At 67.3% G+C, this 18,059-nt stretch carries 17 protein-coding genes; 5 read left to right on the top strand and 12 right to left on the bottom strand.

The window, feature by feature from the left end:
- The first annotated feature begins 272 nt into the window (after positions 1-272).
- Complete coding sequence (locus BMY53_RS22200) at positions 273-1,649, top strand: leucyl aminopeptidase family protein (protein WP_092948794.1); 1,377 nt, start codon at positions 273-275, stop codon at positions 1,647-1,649.
- A 42-nt stretch (positions 1,650-1,691) separates the two neighbouring features.
- Here BMY53_RS22200 and BMY53_RS22195 read toward each other — a convergent pair whose 3' ends face one another.
- From BMY53_RS22195 to BMY53_RS22175, 5 genes are read right to left on the bottom strand one after another with little or no spacing between them, the layout of a single operon-like run.
- Positions 1,692-3,362, bottom strand: a complete 1,671-nt coding sequence (locus tag BMY53_RS22195; RefSeq protein WP_092948792.1) for a GMC family oxidoreductase — start codon at positions 3,360-3,362, stop codon at positions 1,692-1,694.
- A 39-nt stretch (positions 3,363-3,401) separates the two neighbouring features.
- Positions 3,402-4,790, bottom strand: coding sequence for a cell envelope integrity protein CreD (creD, locus tag BMY53_RS22190; protein WP_092948790.1), 1,389 nt, complete (start codon positions 4,788-4,790; stop codon positions 3,402-3,404).
- A gap of 51 nt (positions 4,791-4,841) precedes the next feature.
- Positions 4,842-6,314, bottom strand: a complete 1,473-nt coding sequence (creC, locus tag BMY53_RS22185) for a two-component system sensor histidine kinase CreC (protein WP_092948788.1) — start codon at positions 6,312-6,314, stop codon at positions 4,842-4,844.
- A 6-nt stretch (positions 6,315-6,320) separates the two neighbouring features.
- Positions 6,321-7,010: a two-component system response regulator CreB gene (creB, locus tag BMY53_RS22180; RefSeq protein ID WP_092948786.1), complete on the bottom strand. Its 690-nt coding sequence runs from the start codon at positions 7,008-7,010 to the stop codon at positions 6,321-6,323.
- Positions 7,007-7,774 (bottom strand): helical backbone metal receptor, encoded by a 768-nt coding sequence (locus tag BMY53_RS22175; protein WP_310732127.1) that lies wholly within the window; start codon positions 7,772-7,774, stop codon positions 7,007-7,009. The genes creB and BMY53_RS22175 overlap by 4 nt, the downstream gene beginning before the upstream one ends.
- A gap of 314 nt (positions 7,775-8,088) precedes the next feature.
- Between BMY53_RS22175 and BMY53_RS26095 the strand changes: the two genes are divergently transcribed.
- Complete coding sequence (locus BMY53_RS26095) at positions 8,089-8,586, top strand: RNA recognition motif domain-containing protein (RefSeq protein WP_092948784.1); 498 nt, start codon at positions 8,089-8,091, stop codon at positions 8,584-8,586.
- A 167-nt stretch (positions 8,587-8,753) separates the two neighbouring features.
- Here the strand turns inward: BMY53_RS26095 and BMY53_RS22165 are convergent, their stop codons facing one another.
- The 6 genes from BMY53_RS22165 to BMY53_RS22140 form a co-directional block, all read right to left on the bottom strand.
- Positions 8,754-9,527: an SDR family oxidoreductase gene (locus BMY53_RS22165; RefSeq protein ID WP_092948782.1), complete on the bottom strand. Its 774-nt coding sequence runs from the start codon at positions 9,525-9,527 to the stop codon at positions 8,754-8,756.
- A gap of 27 nt (positions 9,528-9,554) precedes the next feature.
- Positions 9,555-10,304, bottom strand: a complete 750-nt coding sequence (lptC, locus tag BMY53_RS22160) for an LPS export ABC transporter periplasmic protein LptC (protein ID WP_092948780.1) — start codon at positions 10,302-10,304, stop codon at positions 9,555-9,557.
- A complete protein-coding gene (locus tag BMY53_RS22155) occupies positions 10,304-10,900 on the bottom strand; it encodes a KdsC family phosphatase (RefSeq protein WP_092948778.1) in 597 nt (198 codons plus the stop codon). Before BMY53_RS22155 ends, lptC begins: the two co-directional genes overlap by 1 nt.
- Positions 10,900-11,889: a KpsF/GutQ family sugar-phosphate isomerase gene (locus BMY53_RS22150; RefSeq protein ID WP_092948776.1), complete on the bottom strand. Its 990-nt coding sequence runs from the start codon at positions 11,887-11,889 to the stop codon at positions 10,900-10,902. The genes BMY53_RS22155 and BMY53_RS22150 overlap by 1 nt, the downstream gene beginning before the upstream one ends.
- 413 nt (positions 11,890-12,302) lie before the next feature.
- Complete coding sequence (locus tag BMY53_RS22145) at positions 12,303-13,613, bottom strand: sensor histidine kinase (RefSeq protein ID WP_092948774.1); 1,311 nt, start codon at positions 13,611-13,613, stop codon at positions 12,303-12,305.
- Between the two features lie 68 nt (positions 13,614-13,681).
- On the bottom strand, positions 13,682-14,335 hold the full coding sequence (locus tag BMY53_RS22140) for a response regulator transcription factor (protein ID WP_092948772.1): 654 nt from the start codon (positions 14,333-14,335) through the stop codon (positions 13,682-13,684).
- A gap of 231 nt (positions 14,336-14,566) precedes the next feature.
- On the opposite strand from BMY53_RS22140, the gene BMY53_RS22135 reads away from it, so the two are divergent.
- The 3 genes from BMY53_RS22135 (at position 14,567) to BMY53_RS22125 (ending at position 16,543) form a co-directional block, all read left to right on the top strand.
- Positions 14,567-15,346 (top strand): phosphatase PAP2 family protein, encoded by a 780-nt coding sequence (locus tag BMY53_RS22135; RefSeq protein WP_255370331.1) that lies wholly within the window; start codon positions 14,567-14,569, stop codon positions 15,344-15,346.
- 93 nt (positions 15,347-15,439) lie between these two features.
- A complete protein-coding gene (locus tag BMY53_RS22130) occupies positions 15,440-16,018 on the top strand; it encodes a DJ-1/PfpI family protein (RefSeq protein ID WP_092948770.1) in 579 nt (192 codons plus the stop codon).
- Between the two features lie 147 nt (positions 16,019-16,165).
- A complete protein-coding gene (locus BMY53_RS22125) occupies positions 16,166-16,543 on the top strand; it encodes a ribbon-helix-helix domain-containing protein (protein WP_092948768.1) in 378 nt (125 codons plus the stop codon).
- Positions 16,544-16,589: 46 nt separating this feature from the next.
- Here BMY53_RS22125 and BMY53_RS22120 read toward each other — a convergent pair whose 3' ends face one another.
- Complete coding sequence (locus tag BMY53_RS22120) at positions 16,590-17,861, bottom strand: Glu/Leu/Phe/Val family dehydrogenase (RefSeq protein WP_092948766.1); 1,272 nt, start codon at positions 17,859-17,861, stop codon at positions 16,590-16,592.
- Positions 17,862-18,059: the final 198 nt, after the last annotated feature.

Below are 18,059 nucleotides of genomic sequence, written 5' to 3'. Positions count from 1 at the left end.
CGCTATGGATTTGCAAGGCCGCGGACCGCACGAAGCGGGGTCGCCTCGGCCGCGAGGAGTGATGCAGAGCCTCCTTGAGTGCTGGGCGCCGAGCAATGAGCCGCTGATCGCCCAGCGCTGCGGCCCCGGCCGTCCACCATTCCTCACCGGGAACCGTTGTCCCTGGCACCGGCCGCAGGTCACTTGTGTCCAGGCGGCCACCCCAGGCGAGAATCGCGCTCTACCCCCGGCCCCGACCAGGGCCGCCTTTTTCCAGCCCAACGGCAAGATCGATGAACGTCCAATTCAAGAGCTCGGTGGCCCGTGCCACGCCCATCCTCGCGGTGGACCGCGCCACCTACCAGACTCTGGCGCCCCAACTGCCCAAGCGAACCCAGCAGTGGCTGGCGACGCTGGGCTTCAGTGCCGCACCGGACACCTTCGCGCTGATCCCGGGCGATGACGGCAAGCTGGCCCAGGTGTTCGCAGGCGTGGCCCATGCGGCCCACCCGTATGCCCTGTCGGCCCTGCCGATGGCGCTGCCGGAGGGCGACTACACCCTGTCCCCGGAAGGCCTGAAGCTGCAGGAAGAGGCGGCCGCCCTGTCCTGGGAGCTGGGCTGCTACCAGTTCGACCTGTACAAGCCGCGCAAGCGCGCGCCGGCCCAACTGCTGGTCAAGACCAGTCCGGATGGCCAGCGCGGCCTGGCCCTGGCCACCGCGATCAGCGCCGTGCGCGACCTGGTCAACACGCCGGCAGAGCACATGGGGCCGGAAGAACTCTCGCGTGCTGCCGCCGTGGTCGCCAAGCAGCATGGTGCCAAGTTCAAGGAGGTGGTCGGCGACGATCTGCTCAAGAAGAACTTCCCGGCCATCCATGCCGTGGGCCGTGCCAGCCACCGCGCGCCGCGCCTGATCGAATTGAACTGGGGCAGCGACAAGCACCCTCGCCTGACCCTGGTGGGCAAGGGCGTGTGCTTTGACACCGGCGGCCTGGACATCAAGCCGGCCGACGGCATGCGCCAGATGAAGAAGGACATGGGCGGCGCCGCCAACGTGCTGGGCCTGTCCACGCTGATCATGGCCCTGAAGCTGCCGGTGCGCCTGCAGGTGCTGATCCCGGCTGTCGAAAACTCGATATCGGGCAATGCCTACCGCCCGGGCGATGTCATCAAGACCCGCGCCGGCCTGCACATCGAGATCGGCAACACCGATGCCGAAGGCCGCGTGATCCTGAGCGACGCCCTGGCCTACGCCGCCGAGTTCAAGCCCGAACTGATCATCGACATGGCCACGCTCACTGGTGCCGCCCGCATCGCCCTGGGCGCCCAATTGCCGGCGCTGTTCTCCCGGCACATGGACACCGCGCGTGATCTGGTGGACCTCGGCTTCAAGATGGACGACCCCCTGTGGCACATGCCGCTGTGGGCGCCCTACAAGGAAGGCATCGCCTCCAGCATCGGCGACATCGTCAACACGGGCCGCAGCGCCCTGGCCGGTGCCATCAACGCGGCGCTGTTCCTGGAAGCCTTTGTGCCGGACGGCCAGGATTGGCTGCACATCGACCTGTTCGCCTGGAACGATGTGCCCCGCCCCGGCCGGCCGGTGGGCGGCGAGGCGCAAACCCTCCGTACGCTGCTGGCGTATCTGGAAGAGCGCTTCTCAAGCTGAACGCTCTGGCTGCACGCTTGGGCCGCACGCTCGGGCTGACTGTCACTCACCCCGCCGCAGCCAGGCGGCGGCTCGCTCCGCGATCATCAGCGTCGGTGAATTGGTGTTGCCGCTGGTGATCGTGGGCATGACGCTCGCGTCGATCACCCGCAGGCCGGACACGCCACGCACCCGCAGGTGGCTGTCCACCACCGCCTGCGGATCGTCCGCCCGGCCCATGCGGCAGGTGCCCACGGGATGGAAGATGGTGGTGGCGATGTCGCCCGCCAGGCGCGCCAGTTCCTCGTCCGTCTGGTACTGCGGGCCTGGCTTGTATTCCTGCGGCTGATAGCGCGCCAGCGCCGGCTGCGCCACGATGCGTCGCGTCAGGCGCAGGCTGTCCGCAGCGACTCGCCGGTCCGCCTCCGTGCTCAGGTAGTTGGGCGCAATGCGTGGCGGCGCGGCCGCATCCGGGCTGCGCAACTGCACGCTGCCCCGGCTGGTCGGGTTGAGGTTGCACACGCTGGCGGTGAACGCATTGAAGCCATGCAACGGCTCACCAAAGGCGTCCAGCGACAGCGGCTGCACGTGATATTGGAGATCCGGCCAGCCCTGGGCCGACGAACTCCTGGCAAACGCGCCCAGCTGCGAGGGCGCCATGCTCATGGGCCCGCTGCGCCGCAAGGCGTATTCCAGGCCGATGCGTGCCTTGCCGAACCAACTGCTGGCCAACGTGTTGAGCGTGTTGACGCCCTGGACCTTGAACACGGCGCGGATCTGCAGATGGTCCTGCAGGTTGGCCCCGACCCCAGGCAGATCCTGATGCACGGCGATGCCGTGGCGTTGAAGCAGTTCCGCCGGCCCGAGCCCGGACAGCTGCAGCAGCTGCGGTGATCCGATCGCCCCGGCCGCCAGCAACACCTGGCCCCCGGGATTGAGGCCCGCCACCTCCAGGCCCTGCGGCGTGCGGATTTCCACGCCCTCACAGCGTGTTCCACCACCGCCATCGGCCAGCAGCAGGCGCTGGGCGTGGGCACCTGTCCACATCTCGACATTGGGCCGGGCCATGCAGGTGGGTCGCAGGAAGGCCTTGGCCGTGTTCCAGCGCCAGCCACCGCGCTGGTTGACCTCGAAGTAGCCCACGCCTTCGTTGTTGCCGGTGTTGAAGTCGCAGGATGCGGGGATGCCGGCCTCCTGGGCCGCCGCCGAAAACGCGTCCAGCACCGCCCAACGCAGCCGTTGCTTCTCCACCCGCCATTCACCACCATGGCCGTGGTACGCCGGGTCGAAGCCCGCCGGCTGCTCCGCGCCCGGATCCAGCCGCCAGTGATGCTCATGCTGTTTGAAGAACGGCAGCACGGCGTCCCACCGCCAAGCGTCGTCGCCGGTCAGCGAGGCCCAGCCGTCGTAGTCCCGAGACTGGCCCCGCATGTAGATCATGCCGTTGATGCTGGAGCAGCCGCCCAGCACTTTGCCCCGGGGGTAGCGCAGACTGCGGCCGTTCAGGCCGGGGTCGGGTTCGGTCTTGAACAGCCAGTCCGTGCGGGGGTTGCCGATGCAATAGAGGTAACCCACAGGGATGTGGATCCAGTGGTAGTCGTCCCGCCCGCCGGCCTCCAGCAGCAGCACCCGCTTGTCGGCGTCGGCACTCAGCCGGTTCGCGAGCAGGCAGCCGGCCGTTCCGGCACCGATGATGATGTAGTCAAACCGCAGGTCTCCGAAGGGGTCTCGCATGGGTGCAGCCTCATGGGGCTTTTTGAGCCCCATGCTGGCTCAAGGCGTCCAGTCAGGCAATGGCGTTGTTCCCGAGGTGCGCGATGCGGCGGCGGGTTTGCGTGTCGCTGATGCGTCCAGGCTGCCTTGCAGCGCATACCAGTCAATGCGTCGGGTGAGCACCATCACGATGGTGAGCACGGAGAACAGCAGCAATGCACCGATGAGCAAAGCCGCCTGTTCCTGGATGAGCACCACATACAGCGCACCGTACAACAGGGCGACCAAGGTGCCGAAGCCCAGTCCCCGGCTGGTTTGGCCCAGCATCGCCGCACCGTAATAGCCCAGCAGCAGGACCACGGCTGCGGCCGCCGCACCATAGGACCCGGCAAAGCTCAGGTGCTCGGAGAGGCTGAGCAGCAGCAGGAAGAACAGGCTGATCGCCAGGCCCACCAGCAGGTATTGCACGGGGTGCACACGGCGGCCGGCCAGCAACTCCAGCATGCCCACGCAGACAAAGGTCAGGACGATGAACATAAGGCCGTACTTGATGGCGCGGTCGCTCATCACGTAGGGATTGACCGGGTCCACCATGGAGAAGTCCAGCGAATCGGGCTGCTTGTTTCCCTTGAGCACGTCCGTCATCGCATCGGTGGCCAGTTCGGACACGGTCCACTGCGCGGAGAAGCCGTTGGCGTCGATGGTGCGTGTGGCGGGCGAAGGCAGGAAGCGGCCACCAAAGCTCGGATGCGGCCAATTGGAGCGCAGCGTCACGTCGGTGGCGGATGCCGCAGGCACCACCGCAAAACGAGTGGTGCCCGTCAGTTGCAGGGTCACGGCCAGGTCCAGCGGCTGGTCCAGGGCCTGGCCCCGCAATGCGGCGTGCAGGCCGCGGGGGTAGGCGCTGTTGGTGGTGCCCGACACCACAGTCAGCGCTTCTTCACCCCGGCGGATCTCCACCGCCTGCAGACCGCGCGGATCCGAGACCGAGACGACCATCTGCGGGTCTGAGCAGGTCAGGACCCCGTCCTTGTGCTCGGCCACAGGTACCAGCCCGGCCAGATCGGCGAAGTGCGCCTTCAGCGCCACCCGCCCGGCATAACCGCGGACCTTGAACAGGCTGCGGTAACGGGTCTCCTGGTTGAGCTCACCGTCCACGTTCAGGCGCACGGGAAACTGCATCAGGGTGAACTCGCGCCGCTGGCGCTCCACCCGCAAATCCTTGCCGGTGCCCTGAGTTTCCTCCCAGTTTTCAACGCACCAGCGCGACAGCATCGGACCCAGCAGCATCTGTTCACCAGCTTGGGAGGCGGCCACGTTGTCGGCGGCCTCCCGCTGACGTTGCTGGCGTTCATCCACCAGCCAGCCGATACGGGCCAGCACCACCAGCAGCAGCAGGGTGACTGCCGCAAGGATGGCCAACTTCACCCAAAGCGCTTTCGTTTTCACTTGTCTTGCTCCTTCACAGGGAAGACGGCAGTGTGAAAACGGCGTGTGAGCTCAGGGCGAAGTTTGTGAAGTGCGTGTGAAGTGGGGGGCGAAGTCCAGCCGAACTCGCAGGCCGGGGTCGGCGGGCAGAAAACTCAGCTGCCAGCCGTGCAGGCCGGCGATCTGCCGCACGATCGCCAGGCCCAGGCCCGACCCTTTGCGCAGGCTGCCGGGCCGGGCGGTGGAGAAAAAGCGCTGGCCCAGTTGCCCGAAGGCTGCGGCCGGAACACCCGGTCCGTGGTCGCGCAGTTCGAACCAGCAGGCGCCTGCGCCGTCCTGGCCCACGCTCACCGTCAGCGTCGATCCCGGCGGGCTGAAGTCCACGGCATTGCTCAGCAGGTTGCTCAGCGCCAGGGATAGCAATTCGGGGTCGGCCTGGAGCGTCACGAGGTCACGGCGTTGCCAATGCACTGTCATGTCGCGTTGCTGGAGCCGATCCCCTGCCTCCGCCAGTACAAGGTCCACCGCTTCATCCACCCGCAGCGCACGGGGGTGTTCAGGCCCGCGCCGCAATTCCAGGGCGGAGAGCGCCAGCAGCCGCTCCACCAGTTCGGTCATCCGCTCGCTCTGCGCCACCACCTGCGCCGCGAAACGTTGCCGATCCGCCGGCGCCAGGTCGTCCTGCAACAGCTCGCCAGCGCCGCGCAGGGCCGCCAGCGGACTCTTCAGCTCATGCGTGAGAGCACGGGCCAGATGCTCCATGCGCTCGCGGCCATCCAGCCGCTCCCGCATCGCATCCATGGCCTGGGCCAACTCGCCGAGTTCGCCCGGCACCTTGGGCGGCGGCTGGCGCTGGCCCATCTGCACGCCCTGCGCATAACGACGCAGCCGTCGCACATGGCCCACCACCCACAAGGTCACCGCCACGCCGATGGCCAGGGAGACCGCCAGCAGGCCAAGACCGGCCGCCCAGATGCGGCGTTCTGCCCGGTCGATGAAACGCTGCACCGTGGCCACCGGCTTGGCCACCGTCAGCACACCCAGCAGCCGGCCCTGCGCATACACCGGGGCGGCCACATACATGACGGGGCTGACGTCTCCCCCGTAGCGGTCCTGGGTGGAGCGGGCGCCGTAGCCACCCCGCAGCGTGCGGGCCACATCGTTCCAGCGGGAGTAGTCCTGCCCCAACGCGGAGCCCGGCCCCTGCACGGTGTCGAAGATCACCTGCCCCTGGGGGTCGGTCACGTAGATGCGGAAATCCAGCGTCTGCTTGCGCAGGCCCCAGATGTGCACATCCACCGGACGGTTGGCATAGTCCCTGACCTGCCGTGCGAATGGCGTCTGGTCCAGTGCCCCCCCTGCAGGCAGCGACGCCAGGTCATCGGCCGCCAGCTCCGCCAGCAGGTTGGCGGTGTCCACCATGATGTCTTCCATCACCTCGCGCACGCTGGGCTTCACCTCGCCCAGCACCACGCGCAGCAAGATGAGGGAGCTCAGGCCCGCGATCAGGAAGAAGCCGAAGAACACCCGCAGGCCCAGACGCATGCGCCGTCACTCCAGCGAATAACCCATGCCGCGATGGGTGCGGATGGGGTCGAGGTCCGGGCGCACCTGGCGCAGCTTTGCGCGCAGGGTCTTGATGTGGGTGTCCACGGTGCGATCGCCGCTGTCGGCCTCCATGCCCCACACCGCATCCAGCAGCACCTCGCGCGAGTGGATGCGTCGCGGTGCGCTCAGCAGACGCAGCAGCAGGCCCAGCTCCCGCCGCGTGAGCGGCAGCAGCTCGCCATGGAAGCGCACCCGCGAACCTTCAGCCTCGATGACAAAACCGCCGATCGTCCTGACCGGCGGCTCCGCCGGCGCCTGCGAACGGCGCAGCAAGGCCCGCACCCGTGCAACCAGCTCACGCGGACTGAAGGGCTTGGCCAGGTAGTCATCGGCGCCCAGCTCCAGGCCAAGCACCTTGTCGCCTTCCTCGCTGCGTGCGCTGAGCACCAGGATGGGCAAACGCGCCTGGGGCCCCTGGCGCATCTCACGGCAGAGGTCCAGGCCGTTGCCGTCCGGCAGGCCGACATCGAGGATGGCCAGGTCCAGGTCGCCCCGGGCGAGCTGGGCTCGCGCCTCATGCACCCAACCGCAATAACGGACCTCGAAACCCTCGCGGCTCAGCGCGAAGTCCACCGTCTGGGCGATGGCCGGATCGTCCTCCAGCAGCAGCACGCGTGCAGCAGGCGCGGTCATGCGCGGGCCAGGCTCCGCAGATAAGCCAGACCCTGGGCGGCGCGCGGGCCGTACCAGCTGAGCAACTCGCCATCGACCAGCCGCACACGGGCCCGGGGGCACAGCGCCTGGGCCTCGGCCACATGCTGTGGCCCGAAACGATAGGGTTCGGAACTCAAGAGCAATTCGTCCATGTCTTCCAGCCAGGGCTCATCCCCGGTCAGCGCCGGATAGCGGGCGGCGCCAGTGTCGCCGCCTTTGACCGGTGGCCAGGTCCACCAGCCCACCTCCGCCAGCATGCGCGAAATGTACGTGTCCTGTGCCACGGTCATCCAGGGCGCCCGCCAGATCAGATACAGCACCCGACGGGCCGGCCAGACCTGCCGCCGGCATTCCCCCAGTTCAAGGGTCAGACGCTGTTCGAGGTGCGCGGCATGCGCCCGAACCCCTGTCACTTCTCCCGCAAAATGGAGGACCAATTGCTGCAGCAACTGCAGGTTGTCTTCCGGTGCGCAGGGGTGGGTGACGATCACCGTCGGCCCCATCCGTCGTATCGCGTCGACATCTTCGAGACGATTTTCATCAACATTGACGACGACATGTGAGGGCGCCAGACGGCGGATCTTCTCCAGATTCAGGTTTTTCGTACCACCGACTTTGGGAATCTCATCCACCACTTTTGGGGGATGCGTACAAAACCCGGTGCGACCGACCAACCAGGGCCCAAGTCCCACTGCGACCAGTAGTTCGGTGACTGACGGGACCAATGAAATGATGCGAATCACTGTCTTCTGACCCCCCAAACAGTGACAAATGGTGAGGGAACGACCCAATAGTAGAAATTCACTTGCAAAGGCGGCTCTCTTCGGGATCAGCTTTTGCCATCTACTTAACGTCGTCACCAAGATGGTTGAATCTTCTTGACACCTGCTCGGGGTTTGCTCGCAGAAGCCGAAAAACAACATCGCGGTTGACGCGTTGCGAATCGCCAATCCTGTCACACATAATCAGACGGCCTGAATGCAGCGCCTTCGTATGAGTGGTTCACGATGGGTTGAAGCAGCACATTGGGTTATTTGGTTTTTGAAAGGGCTTCCCCATGGGAAACAAGCTATACGTGGGCAACCTCGCTTACAGCGTGCGAGATGAGACGCTCCAGGAGGCATTCTCGCAATTCGGTACCGTCACGTCTGCAAAGGTCATGATGGACCGCGAGACCGGTCGTTCCAAGGGCTTCGGCTTTGTGGAAATGGCGACTGATGCCGAGGCGCAAGCCGCCATCAACGGCATGAACGGCCAGGCACTCGACGGCCGCGCCATTGTGGTGAACATCGCTCGTCCTCGTGAAGAGCGTCCGGGCGGCGGTGGCGGCTTCGGCGGCGGCGGCGGTGGTCGCGGCGGCTTCGGTGGCGGCGGCGGCGGTGGCCGTGGCGGCTACGGTGGCGGCGGCGGCGGTGGCGGCTACGGTGGTGGCGGCGGCGGCGGTGGTCGCGGCGGCTACGGCGGTGGCGGCGGCGGCGGTAGCCGTGGCAGCTACGGTGGTGGCAGCGGCGGCAGCGGCGGTGGTGGTTACGGCGGTGGCCGTGGCGGCTACTGATCCACTCGATCATGCCGTGAGGGCCTAGGCCCTCGCAACAAAAAGGCGCTCCTCGGAGTGCCTTTTTTATTGGCCTTCTTGGCCATTTTCTAGCGCCACATCGGGCCTGCTTCCGGGCCTGGTTCCGGGCGTGTTGCTGGGCCTATTTGTGGCCCTGTTTCAAGCCTCTATTCACCTTGCCGATGCTTGCGCGGCCGCCCCACCAGCAGGCGGTCGAAAACAGCACCCGGCAACACGTGCATCACACGGGCCACCACACCCATCTGCCAGGGAATGAAACGCACCCGAGCGCCCGCCTCGATGGCCTCGAAGGCACGCTTGGCGAAGGCCTCCGGCTGCATCAGGAATGGCATGCGATAGCGATTCTGGCGCGTCAGCGGGGTATCGATATACCCCGGCGCAATCGTCACCACGCGCACGCCATCCGGACGGCACTCACCACGCAAGCTCTCGCAATAGGTGAACACGGCCGCCTTGCTGGACGAATAGGCACCGTGGCCCGGCAGGCCACGCACACCCGCCACGCTGGCAATGCCCACCAGGGTGCCGCTGCGGCGCTCACGCATCGGCGTCACAAAGGGCTGAAAGGTGGCCGCCATACCCACGTTGTTGGTGGCATAGATGCGCTGCATCACCGCCAGGTCTTCTTCCACGGCGGTATCCATGCCGATACTGATACCGGCATTGGCAATCACCACGTCCGGCAGCCCTTGCTCCTCGATGCAGCGCCGGCCCGTGGCGGTGATGTCGGCGATGTCGCTGACATCGGCACGGTAGACACGCCAGCGCGACGGCGCCAGCCGTTGGGACTCGGCCCAGGCTGTCAGCTCCTCCACTCGCCGCGCCACCAGCGCCAGCGACCATCCCTCCTGGTAGTACTGCAGGGCAAGGGCCTGGCCGATGCCGCTGGAGGCACCGGTGATATAGACAAGACGTGGCATGTGGGGGCCGGGCCGCAAGGCCGAAGCTCAGGGACGAGAGGAAGACCGACCCGACGAAGCGGCGGGTCGGGCGCTGGCTGCTGCGGCAGAGGCCGCTCGGGCCGGCGCAGCTGCAGGGGCTGCACGACGCGGTTGAGCGTTGAACTGCGCCTTGCCACCACCGCTGAAGCTCAGCAGCCCGGTGAGGTTGTTGTATTCAAAGCTGCGGACCTGCATTTCACCGCCCAGGCCTACCACCCGGGCGGGCAGGTGGGAGCGCATCTTCTGGTCGGGCACGAAGGCATGCAGGAACTCGCCGTAGAGCTCGAGGTCCGGCGCGGAGGCCGGGTCGCCGTTCGGGTAGCGGTGCAGCTTCACATCGCCCAGCAGCTGGATCTCGCTGCCATCGCCATTGGAGATGGCACGCCGCGCCTGCGCGATCAAGAGCTCGCCCTTCTCGCCATAGGCCCGCAGCTCCGGCACGTCGATCTCCACCGTGTCGTTGTCCGGGTAATGGCGAAGTTCATGGCCCAGGATGCGAGCCAGCAGCCGGCCGTCGCTGCTGAAGCGCTCCAGCTCGAAGCCCTGCATGCGGTAGTCGGGCTCGTGGCGCACCGGCGCCTTCTCACGCGGCGTCTCCATCTGGGGCGTACTCTTGATCAGCCACCAGGTGAACCCGGCCAGCGCGGCCATCAGCAGCAGCGGCACATAACTGGCCAGGAAGGACTGCAGCCGCCACAACAGGGGCTGCACGCGGCGCCGGGGGCCCGTGGGCGGCGGAGCCAGGGCGGCCGCCATCAGCGGGAGCTCCCGTCCAGCGTATCCAGGTGGCCATGCAGGAGCCGGGCGTACTGGCCGGCCGCCATCAGCAGCAGATCGCAGAATTCACGGGCAGCCCCGTGGCCACCGGCGGCCTGGGTGACGTAGTGCGCCGCCGCCTTGGTTTCCGCATGAGCCTGGGCAGGCGCGCAGGCGAACCCCGCACGCACCATCAGCGGCAGGTCGGGCCAGTCGTCACCGATGACGGCCAGTTCTTCCCAGCGAACACCCAAGCCATCCAGCACGGGTTGGGCGGCCGCGAGCTTGTCCTTGGCGCCATACACGGCATGGGGGAGACCCAGGTCCGCCACCCGGCGGCGCACTGCGGGCGAGTCGCGGCCGGTGATCACGATAGGCTGGATACCGCCCTGGGCCAGCAGCTTCAGGCCATGGCCGTCTAGCGTGGAGAAGGCCTTGAAGTCTTCACCGCGCTCGCTGATATAGATGCGGCCATCGGTGAGCACACCATCCACATCGAAGATGGCGGCCTTGAGCCCGGTGGCCGGGCCTTGCGCCAGCAGCAGCAGTTCGGGAGGGAACCGGAGCGCCGGCTGGAGTTCTCGTACCACGGACATCAGATCACCTTGGCGCGCATCAGGTCGTTGATGCTGATGGCGCCGAGCAGGCGTTGCTCTTCATCCACCGCCAGTACCAGGGTGATGCGGGCGGATTCCATCAGGTCGGCGGCAACCACCGCCAGGGCATCGGCCTGCACGGTGCGGGGGCTGCCATGCATGACGTCACCTGCGGTCAGGCCACGCAGATCGGTGCCACGTTCGATGAGGCGGCGCAGGTCGCCGTCGGTGAAGATGCCGGTCACGTGTTCCTGGTCGTTCACCAGGATGGCGCAGCCCAGGCCCTTGGCGGACATCACCCGCATCATCTCCAGCAGGGTCATGTCTGCCTTGACACGTGGCAGAGCATCGCCGCTGCGCATCAGGTCACGCACATGGGTGAGAAGCTTGCGGCCCAAGGCACCGCCCGGGTGGGAACGGGCGAAGTCTTCGGCGCGGAAGCCCCGCGCGTCCAGCAGGGCCACCGCCAGCGCGTCACCCAGGGCGATCTGCGCGGTGGTGCTGGCCGTGGGCGCCAGGTTCAGCGGGCAAGCCTCCTGATCCACTCGCGAATCCAGCACGAAGTCCGCGTGACGGGCCAGGGAGGAGTCCGAGCGGCCGGTCATGGCGATCAGCTTCACGCCCTGGCGCTTGAGGGTGGGGATGATGGCGTTGAGCTCGTCGCTTTCGCCGGAATTGGAGAGTGCCAGCACGATGTCGGCCTTGGTGACCATGCCCAGGTCGCCATGGCTGGCTTCGGCCGGATGCACAAAGAAGGAGGGCGTGCCGGTGGACGCCAGGGTGGCGACGATCTTGCGGCCCACATGGCCACTCTTGCCCATGCCCATCACGGCCACACGGCCGCTGCTGGACAGGATGAGTTGCACCACCTGTTCGAAGGCGTCTCCCAGGCGCGGGCCCAGCGCCAGCAGGGCGTCGGCCTCGACCTTCAGGGCCTGGCGTGCCACTTCAAGGGCACGAGAATGGGTGAGGGCGGCTTGCGTCGTCATAGCGGGGCCAAGTGTACCTAACGTGCCCCCGGTCCTGGGCGCGCTGGGGCGCGCCCAGGGCCGCCCCCCACGGGGGCTAAGGGCCGCCTTGGGGCGGCCCGGCGGCGGCCCTCTTCGCTGACTCTCAGCCCCGCTTGAACGGCGCTGCGCGCGTTCTGCACGACTGGATGCATCGGCTTCGCGCTGGGGCGCGCCCAGGGCCGCCCCCCACGGGGGCTAAGGGCCGCCTTGGGGCGGCCCGGCGGCGGCCCTCTTCGCTGACTCTCAGCCCCGCTTGAACGGCGCTGCGCGCGTTCTGCACGACTGGATGCATCGGCTTCGCGCTGGGGCGCGCCCAGGCCCGCCCCCCACGGGGGCTAAGGGCCGCCTTGGGGCGGCCCGGCGGCGGCCCTCTTCGCTGACTCTCAGCCCCGCTATTGAGGCGGCGGGCCCAGGCGAAGCGCTACGGCGAAGCCCCGGTCGGCGGGGAGAAGGCGCAGGTCGCCGCCGTGCGCCCGGGCAACCAAGTCCGCCATCATCAGGCCCAACCCCATTCGGCCCTCGTAGTGCTGGCGCTCCAAAGCATCGTTCAAGTCCACGCGCTGCCATTCAGTCACGCCACTGCCATCGTCTGCCAGTTCCACCAGCACTCCCCCGTCCGGCTGGGGCAGCAAACGCAGGACCAGCCGGGTGGCCCGGTGACGCCAGGCGTTGTCCAACAGGTTGATGAGCGCCGCCGCCAGTAAATCCGGGTCGGCATGGACCCAGGGCTCAGGCGGCAAATCGAGTTCCAGCTTCTCAGGCAATGGCAAATGATCCATCAGCGCCGCCAAATCCAGGCGCTGCCACTGCAGGCTCATGCCGCTTCGGAAGAGCGTCAGCAACGCCGTCACCACTCGGCGGAGCCGGTCCGCCGCCTCGCGTGTGCGCTGCAGGCGCTCACGCTGATCGGCCGGCGCCTCCCGCAAGGCCATGGCCAGCTGGGTATCCATGCCGGCCAGCGGCGTGCGCAGCGCATGCGCCGCATGGGCACTGAAGGCACGCTCATTCGCTACCCGCAACGCCAGACGCTGGCCCAGGTCCAGAACCGCCGCACGGATCTCCGCCAGTTCGCTGCGGGATTGCTCGGGCAAACTCTGGCGACTGTCCAGCGGGTCGTACTGCCCCAAGGCTTCGCTGAGACGGGCCAGCGGCTTCAGTTCGCGCCGGGCCCGGCCATTCAGCCAGATCATGCACAGGCTGCCCACCAGCAAGGCCGACAGGGCGCTGGCCATGCCAACACGAGAACGCACCTCACGACGCTCCGCGCTGGTCTGCGCCACCATCAACCAACGGGCCCCAGCATCCGACTTCAGCGGACGGACATGCACCCGCCAGTCATCCCCATCACTGCCATCATCCTTCCAGTCCGTAAAGCCGGGCGGCAAAGTCCACGCCTTGCTGGGCGCCAGCGGGGAGCGGTGCAACAACCGACCGTCCGCCGAGACGAGTTGCCAGGCGAAGTGGGTGCTCAGGTCGTCCGCGTCCGACACCTCGGCCGGCAGGATGGCGCTGCTCTGACGCAACAACTGGCCCAACACCTGCGAGGAGGCCTGCAAGGTCTCGTCCAGCAGTTCGTCCACCTCCTCCTGCACCACCAGCCAGACGGACACACCAGCCACCAGCGCCCAGAAAACAGAGATCAGCAGCAGTTGGCTGGCCAGACGCCCGGCGATGGAGGGCTTGCGTGCGGGGGCAGTGCTCATGGGCGCAGATGTCGATAAAAGGGCAGGACCGAAACGGGGCTCACACTCGACAACCAGCGGGGCAACGGTCAGACGCCGAGGCGATAACCCATGCCGCGCGCCGTCTCGATCAGGCTGCGGCCGAGCTTGCGCCGCAGGCTGGAGATGTGCACCTCCAGCGCATTGCTGTGCACCTCGGCCTCCGTGCCCAGCACCTGCAATTCCAGCTCGTGTTTGGGATAGAGCCGGCCGGCGCGCTGGGCCAGGGCATCCAGTACCGCCCATTCACGCGCCGTCAGCTCTACCGCCACGCCGGCGCGGGTGGCTCGCTTGGCGGCCAGGTCCAGCCAGACTTCGCCATATTGGCGCTGCGAGCTGCTGGCGCCCATGTGGCGTCGGTTGACCGCGCGCAGGCGAGCCGTCAGTTCCTCGGGGGCGAAGGGCTTGACCAGGTAATCGTCCGCGCCGGAATCCAGGCCCTGCAGCCGGTCAGCAAGCAGATCGCGGGCCGTCATCATCAGGGCAGGGATGGCCACGCCGCGTTGGCGCAGACCTCGCAGCCAGTCCAGGCCGGAGCCGTCGGGCAGTTGCCAGTCCACCAGCAGGGCATCCACGTCCTCATGCTGGCGCGGCAGCAACTCCGAAAGCCGGGTGACCCAGGTGACCTCATGCCCTTCCGAGGCCAGGAAGTCCCGCAGGCCGCTGCCCAGCAGTTCATCGTCTTCGAGCAGGAGCAATCGCATGGGCGGCAGGCGTATGAAGAGGCGGTCGGAAGTCCCGGTGGAACGATAACAGGCCCTGGCCGCAGCTCGGCAGAACGATCTCACACGCCCCGGGACTTCCCTGGCCGCCCTTTGCGCCCCCTTTTCCCCCTATGCCCTTGAGGGGCCGGTGGCGTCGGCCCCGGCGGCTTCAGGTGGGCTTCAGTTTCACTTCAGGGGCGCTTCAGAGGCGGCAGGCCCACTCGCGCAGCCATGAAGCCACTTTCCCTGACCGAACTGACCGTCACCGGTATGGGCGCCGCCAACGTGCTGCCTACGATGGCGCCGACCGGCCCGTCCATCACATCGGCCCATCCGCGGGCACTGCGACGCCTGTCTGCCGGCGCGTGGTCGGTGGTGTTGGGGCTGCTGGTCGTGCTGACCTGGGACGCCCTGGGGCTGGATCTGTCCGCCGTCCGCTGGTTTGGCGACGCCAACGGATTCGCCTGGCGGAACCATTGGCTCACAGCCGGCCTGCTGCACCAGGGCGGGCGATGGCTGGCCACCGGGCTGGCCGTGGTGCTGCTGGTCAATGCCGTCCGGCCGCTGTGGCCCGGCCTGACACGGCGGGAGCGTTGGTTGGCAGTGGCGATCACGGCGGTCTGCCTGGTGGCGATTCCGCTCATCAAGCAGGGCAGCACGACCAGTTGCCCCTGGGACCTGGCGGAGTTCGGCGGCACCGCACACTACGTGTCCCACTGGCGTTTCGGCCTGAATGATGGGGGCCCGGGCCATTGTTTCCCGTCCGGCCATGCCAGCTCGGCATTTGCCTTCTTCAGCCTGTTCTTCATGCTGCGCCGCGCCTACCCGCGCCAGGCCCGGGCCGCGTTGACCGGTGTGCTGATGATGGGGCTGCTCTACGGCCTGGCCCAGATGGCACGCGGTGCCCACTACCCCAGCCACACGTTCTGGACGGGCTGGATCTGCTGGGCGATGACCGTCGGCATCGTGACCCTGGCACGGCCCCGGCCCGCCGCCGTACGCCCCGACTGAACCCTACTGCCAGCGTTCTTATAGCCGGCTACTACCCGCGGCGGCCGTGCCCTTCCCAGAATCGGCGTTCCGATTCCATTCTGGAGACATCCCATGGGCAAGAAGCTTCTGCTGCTGGCTGGCGACTATGTCGAGGACTACGAAATCATGGTGCCCTTCCAGGCCCTCCTGGCGGTGGGCCACCAGGTTCACGCGGTATGCCCCGGCAAGAAAGCCGGTGACCATGTCCTGACCGCCATCCATGATTTCGAGGGCGCGCAGACCTATTCGGAAAAGCCGGGCCACCGGTTCACGCTCAACGCGAGCTTTGACGACATCGACGCCAAGACCTATGACGCGCTGGTGATCCCTGGCGGACGGGCCCCGGAATACCTGCGCACGCTCCCCGGGGTGCTGCCGCTGGTGCAGCACTTTTCCCAGGCCGGCAAGCCCATTGCGGCGATCTGCCACGGCGCCCAGCTGCTGGCCGCTGCTGGCGTGATCCGGGGCAAGCGGGTCTCGGCCTACCCCGCCTGCGCGGCGGAAGTGGAACTGGCGGGCGCCAGCTATGCCGACATCCCGGTGGACCAGGCGGTGACGGACGGCGTCCTGGTCACTGCGCCAGCCTGGCCGGCACACCCGGCCTGGATCGCCCAGTTCCTGGCCGTGCTGGGCACGCGCATCTCGCACTGATTCCCCACTGATTTCACAATGAGGCGGCGCACAATGGGCCGCGTGGCCGAGGGACCCTCGTCATCACGCCCGCAACTGCCGCCACGTCACTTCGGGCCTGAGGCGTGACGAGAGGTTCACACGCCAGAAGGTCAAGGGGAGCTCAAGATGTGCCAGGTCTTCATCAGCGCAGATCCGCAGAGTTATGAATCGCGTACCCGTTCCGTGCGCTTGCACGGCGTGGTCACCAGCATCCGGCTGGAGAACCTTCATTGGGAGGTTCTCGAAGAGATTGCGGCCCGGGACAGCCTGTCGGTCACCCAGTTGATTTCCCGGCTCTACGACGAGCTGGTGCAGGCTCGCGGGGCGGTAGGCAACTTCTCGTCCTTCCTGCGGGTCTCGGCGCTGCGTTATATGGCGCTGGTCGCCCAGCAGCGCATTCCGGCAGACCCATCGGTGCCACTGCGTTCGCTGGACCCTGGCACGGTCCTGGGCGGCCTCCCTGCCTCCTGGGCCGCCCCACCGCGCCGCATCCAGCTCGCCTGATCCCCCGGCCGCAAAGCGGCAGGGGGAGCCAGACGCCGGGGTGGCGTCAGGGATACAGGCCGCGCTCTTCGCGGGCCTGCAGCACCCGGGTGCATGCCACCGTGAACGCCGCCGTGCGCAGCGGGATCTTGTGTTGCTCGGAGGTTTCCCAGATGCCCTTGAAAGCACCGATCAGGATCTTGTCCAGGCGAACGTTGATCTCGTCTTCCGTCCAGAAGAAGGAGGAGAAATCCTGCACCCACTCGAAGTAGGAGACCGTCACGCCACCCGCGTTGGCAATCACGTCCGGCACCACGATGATGCCGCGGTCCGCCAGCACGGCGTCGCCGTCCGGCGTCGTCGGGCCGTTGGCACCTTCCAGCACCACACGGGTCTGCAGACGCTTGGCACGTTCAGCGGTGATCTGGCCTTCGAGCGCGGCCGGGATCAGCACGTCGGACTTCACGTCCCAGAACTGTTCATTCTCGATGCGATCCGCGCCCTTGAAGCCGCCCACGCCACCGGTCTGGGCCACGTGATCCAGCAGGGTGACCATGTCCAGGCCCTGCTCGTTCAGGATGGTGCCGGTGTGGTCCTGCACGGCCACGACCTTGGCGCCGTTGGAGGCAAACATCTTGGCGGCGACCGAACCCACGTTGCCGAAGCCCTGGACGGCCACACGGGCGCCGTCCATGTCCACGCCCAGGCGGCGCATGGCCTCACGCCCCACGACGAACACGCCGCGGCCGGTGGCCGCCACACGGCCCAGCGAGCCGCCCAGCGGGATCGGCTTGCCGGTGACGACGCCGGTGGCCGTGGCCCCCACGTTCATCGAGTAGGTGTCCATCATCCAGGCCATGATCTGGCCGTTGGTGTTCACGTCCGGTGCGGGGATGTCCTGCGTCGGGCCGATGATGATGCCGATCTCGCTGGTGTAGCGCCGGGTGACCTTTTCCAGCTCCTTGAGTGACAGGGCCTTGGGGTCCAGGCGAATACCGCCCTTCGCGCCACCGTAGGGCAGGTTTACCGCAGCGTTCTTCACCGTCATCCAGGCCGACAACGCCATCACTTCTTCCAGCGTCACGTCCGGGTGATAACGCACGCCGCCCTTGCCGGGGCCGCGGGTCAGGCTGTGCTGCACGCGGTAACCCTCGAAGTGGGTGATAGTGCCGTTGTCCAGTTCGATGGGGATGTCCACGATCAGCGCGCGCTTGGGCCGGCGCAGCGTTTCCACCCAGCGCGCCAGCTTGCCCAGGTAGGGCTCGACGGCATCGATCTGGGACAGGTAGGTGCCCCAGGGACTGTTACGCGTGGGAGAAACGAAAGACAGATTGGGCATGAAATGCTCCGTAACTTTTCAGTGGCGCGAACGGTACCCCGAAGCCTCCCCGGTCCGCCATGTCCGGCAAAGCCGCTTGCACATGCGGGCATGCGCCCCATGCATAAGGCCGTAAGTTTGCACGTCGGGCGTGACGAACGCCAGTCTCCCCAATGGGGAGTCGGGTCGTCCGGAAGGGGTACCGGGGCACACCAAGCG

This window comes from Roseateles sp. YR242 (assembly GCF_900109745.1).
In the GTDB taxonomy this organism is placed as follows: domain Bacteria; phylum Pseudomonadota; class Gammaproteobacteria; order Burkholderiales; family Burkholderiaceae_C; genus Roseateles.
Note: the sequence above shows the minus strand (reverse complement) of the source record. Positions and strands in the feature narration are given on the sequence as shown.

What these genes read in the sequence shown, in the direction of transcription:
- BMY53_RS22200 (WP_092948794.1), top strand. Translation starts at nt 273, where the DNA reads ATGAACGTCCAATTCAAGAGCTCGGTGGCCCGTGCCACGCCCATCCTC.
- BMY53_RS22195 (WP_092948792.1), bottom strand. Translation starts at nt 3,362, where the DNA reads ATGCGAGACCCCTTCGGAGACCTGCGGTTTGACTACATCATCATCGGT.
- creC (WP_092948788.1), bottom strand. Translation starts at nt 6,314, where the DNA reads ATGCGTCTGGGCCTGCGGGTGTTCTTCGGCTTCTTCCTGATCGCGGGC.
- creB (WP_092948786.1), bottom strand. Translation starts at nt 7,010, where the DNA reads ATGACCGCGCCTGCTGCACGCGTGCTGCTGCTGGAGGACGATCCGGCC.
- BMY53_RS26095 (WP_092948784.1), top strand. Translation starts at nt 8,089, where the DNA reads ATGGGAAACAAGCTATACGTGGGCAACCTCGCTTACAGCGTGCGAGAT.
- BMY53_RS22165 (WP_092948782.1), bottom strand. Translation starts at nt 9,527, where the DNA reads ATGCCACGTCTTGTCTATATCACCGGTGCCTCCAGCGGCATCGGCCAG.
- lptC (WP_092948780.1), bottom strand. Translation starts at nt 10,304, where the DNA reads ATGGCGGCCGCCCTGGCTCCGCCGCCCACGGGCCCCCGGCGCCGCGTG.
- BMY53_RS22155 (WP_092948778.1), bottom strand. Translation starts at nt 10,900, where the DNA reads ATGTCCGTGGTACGAGAACTCCAGCCGGCGCTCCGGTTCCCTCCCGAA.
- BMY53_RS22150 (WP_092948776.1), bottom strand. Translation starts at nt 11,889, where the DNA reads ATGACGACGCAAGCCGCCCTCACCCATTCTCGTGCCCTTGAAGTGGCA.
- BMY53_RS22145 (WP_092948774.1), bottom strand. Translation starts at nt 13,613, where the DNA reads ATGAGCACTGCCCCCGCACGCAAGCCCTCCATCGCCGGGCGTCTGGCC.
- BMY53_RS22140 (WP_092948772.1), bottom strand. Translation starts at nt 14,335, where the DNA reads ATGCGATTGCTCCTGCTCGAAGACGATGAACTGCTGGGCAGCGGCCTG.
- BMY53_RS22135 (WP_255370331.1), top strand. Translation starts at nt 14,567, where the DNA reads ATGAAGCCACTTTCCCTGACCGAACTGACCGTCACCGGTATGGGCGCC.
- BMY53_RS22130 (WP_092948770.1), top strand. Translation starts at nt 15,440, where the DNA reads ATGGGCAAGAAGCTTCTGCTGCTGGCTGGCGACTATGTCGAGGACTAC.
- BMY53_RS22125 (WP_092948768.1), top strand. Translation starts at nt 16,166, where the DNA reads ATGTGCCAGGTCTTCATCAGCGCAGATCCGCAGAGTTATGAATCGCGT.
- BMY53_RS22120 (WP_092948766.1), bottom strand. Translation starts at nt 17,861, where the DNA reads ATGCCCAATCTGTCTTTCGTTTCTCCCACGCGTAACAGTCCCTGGGGC.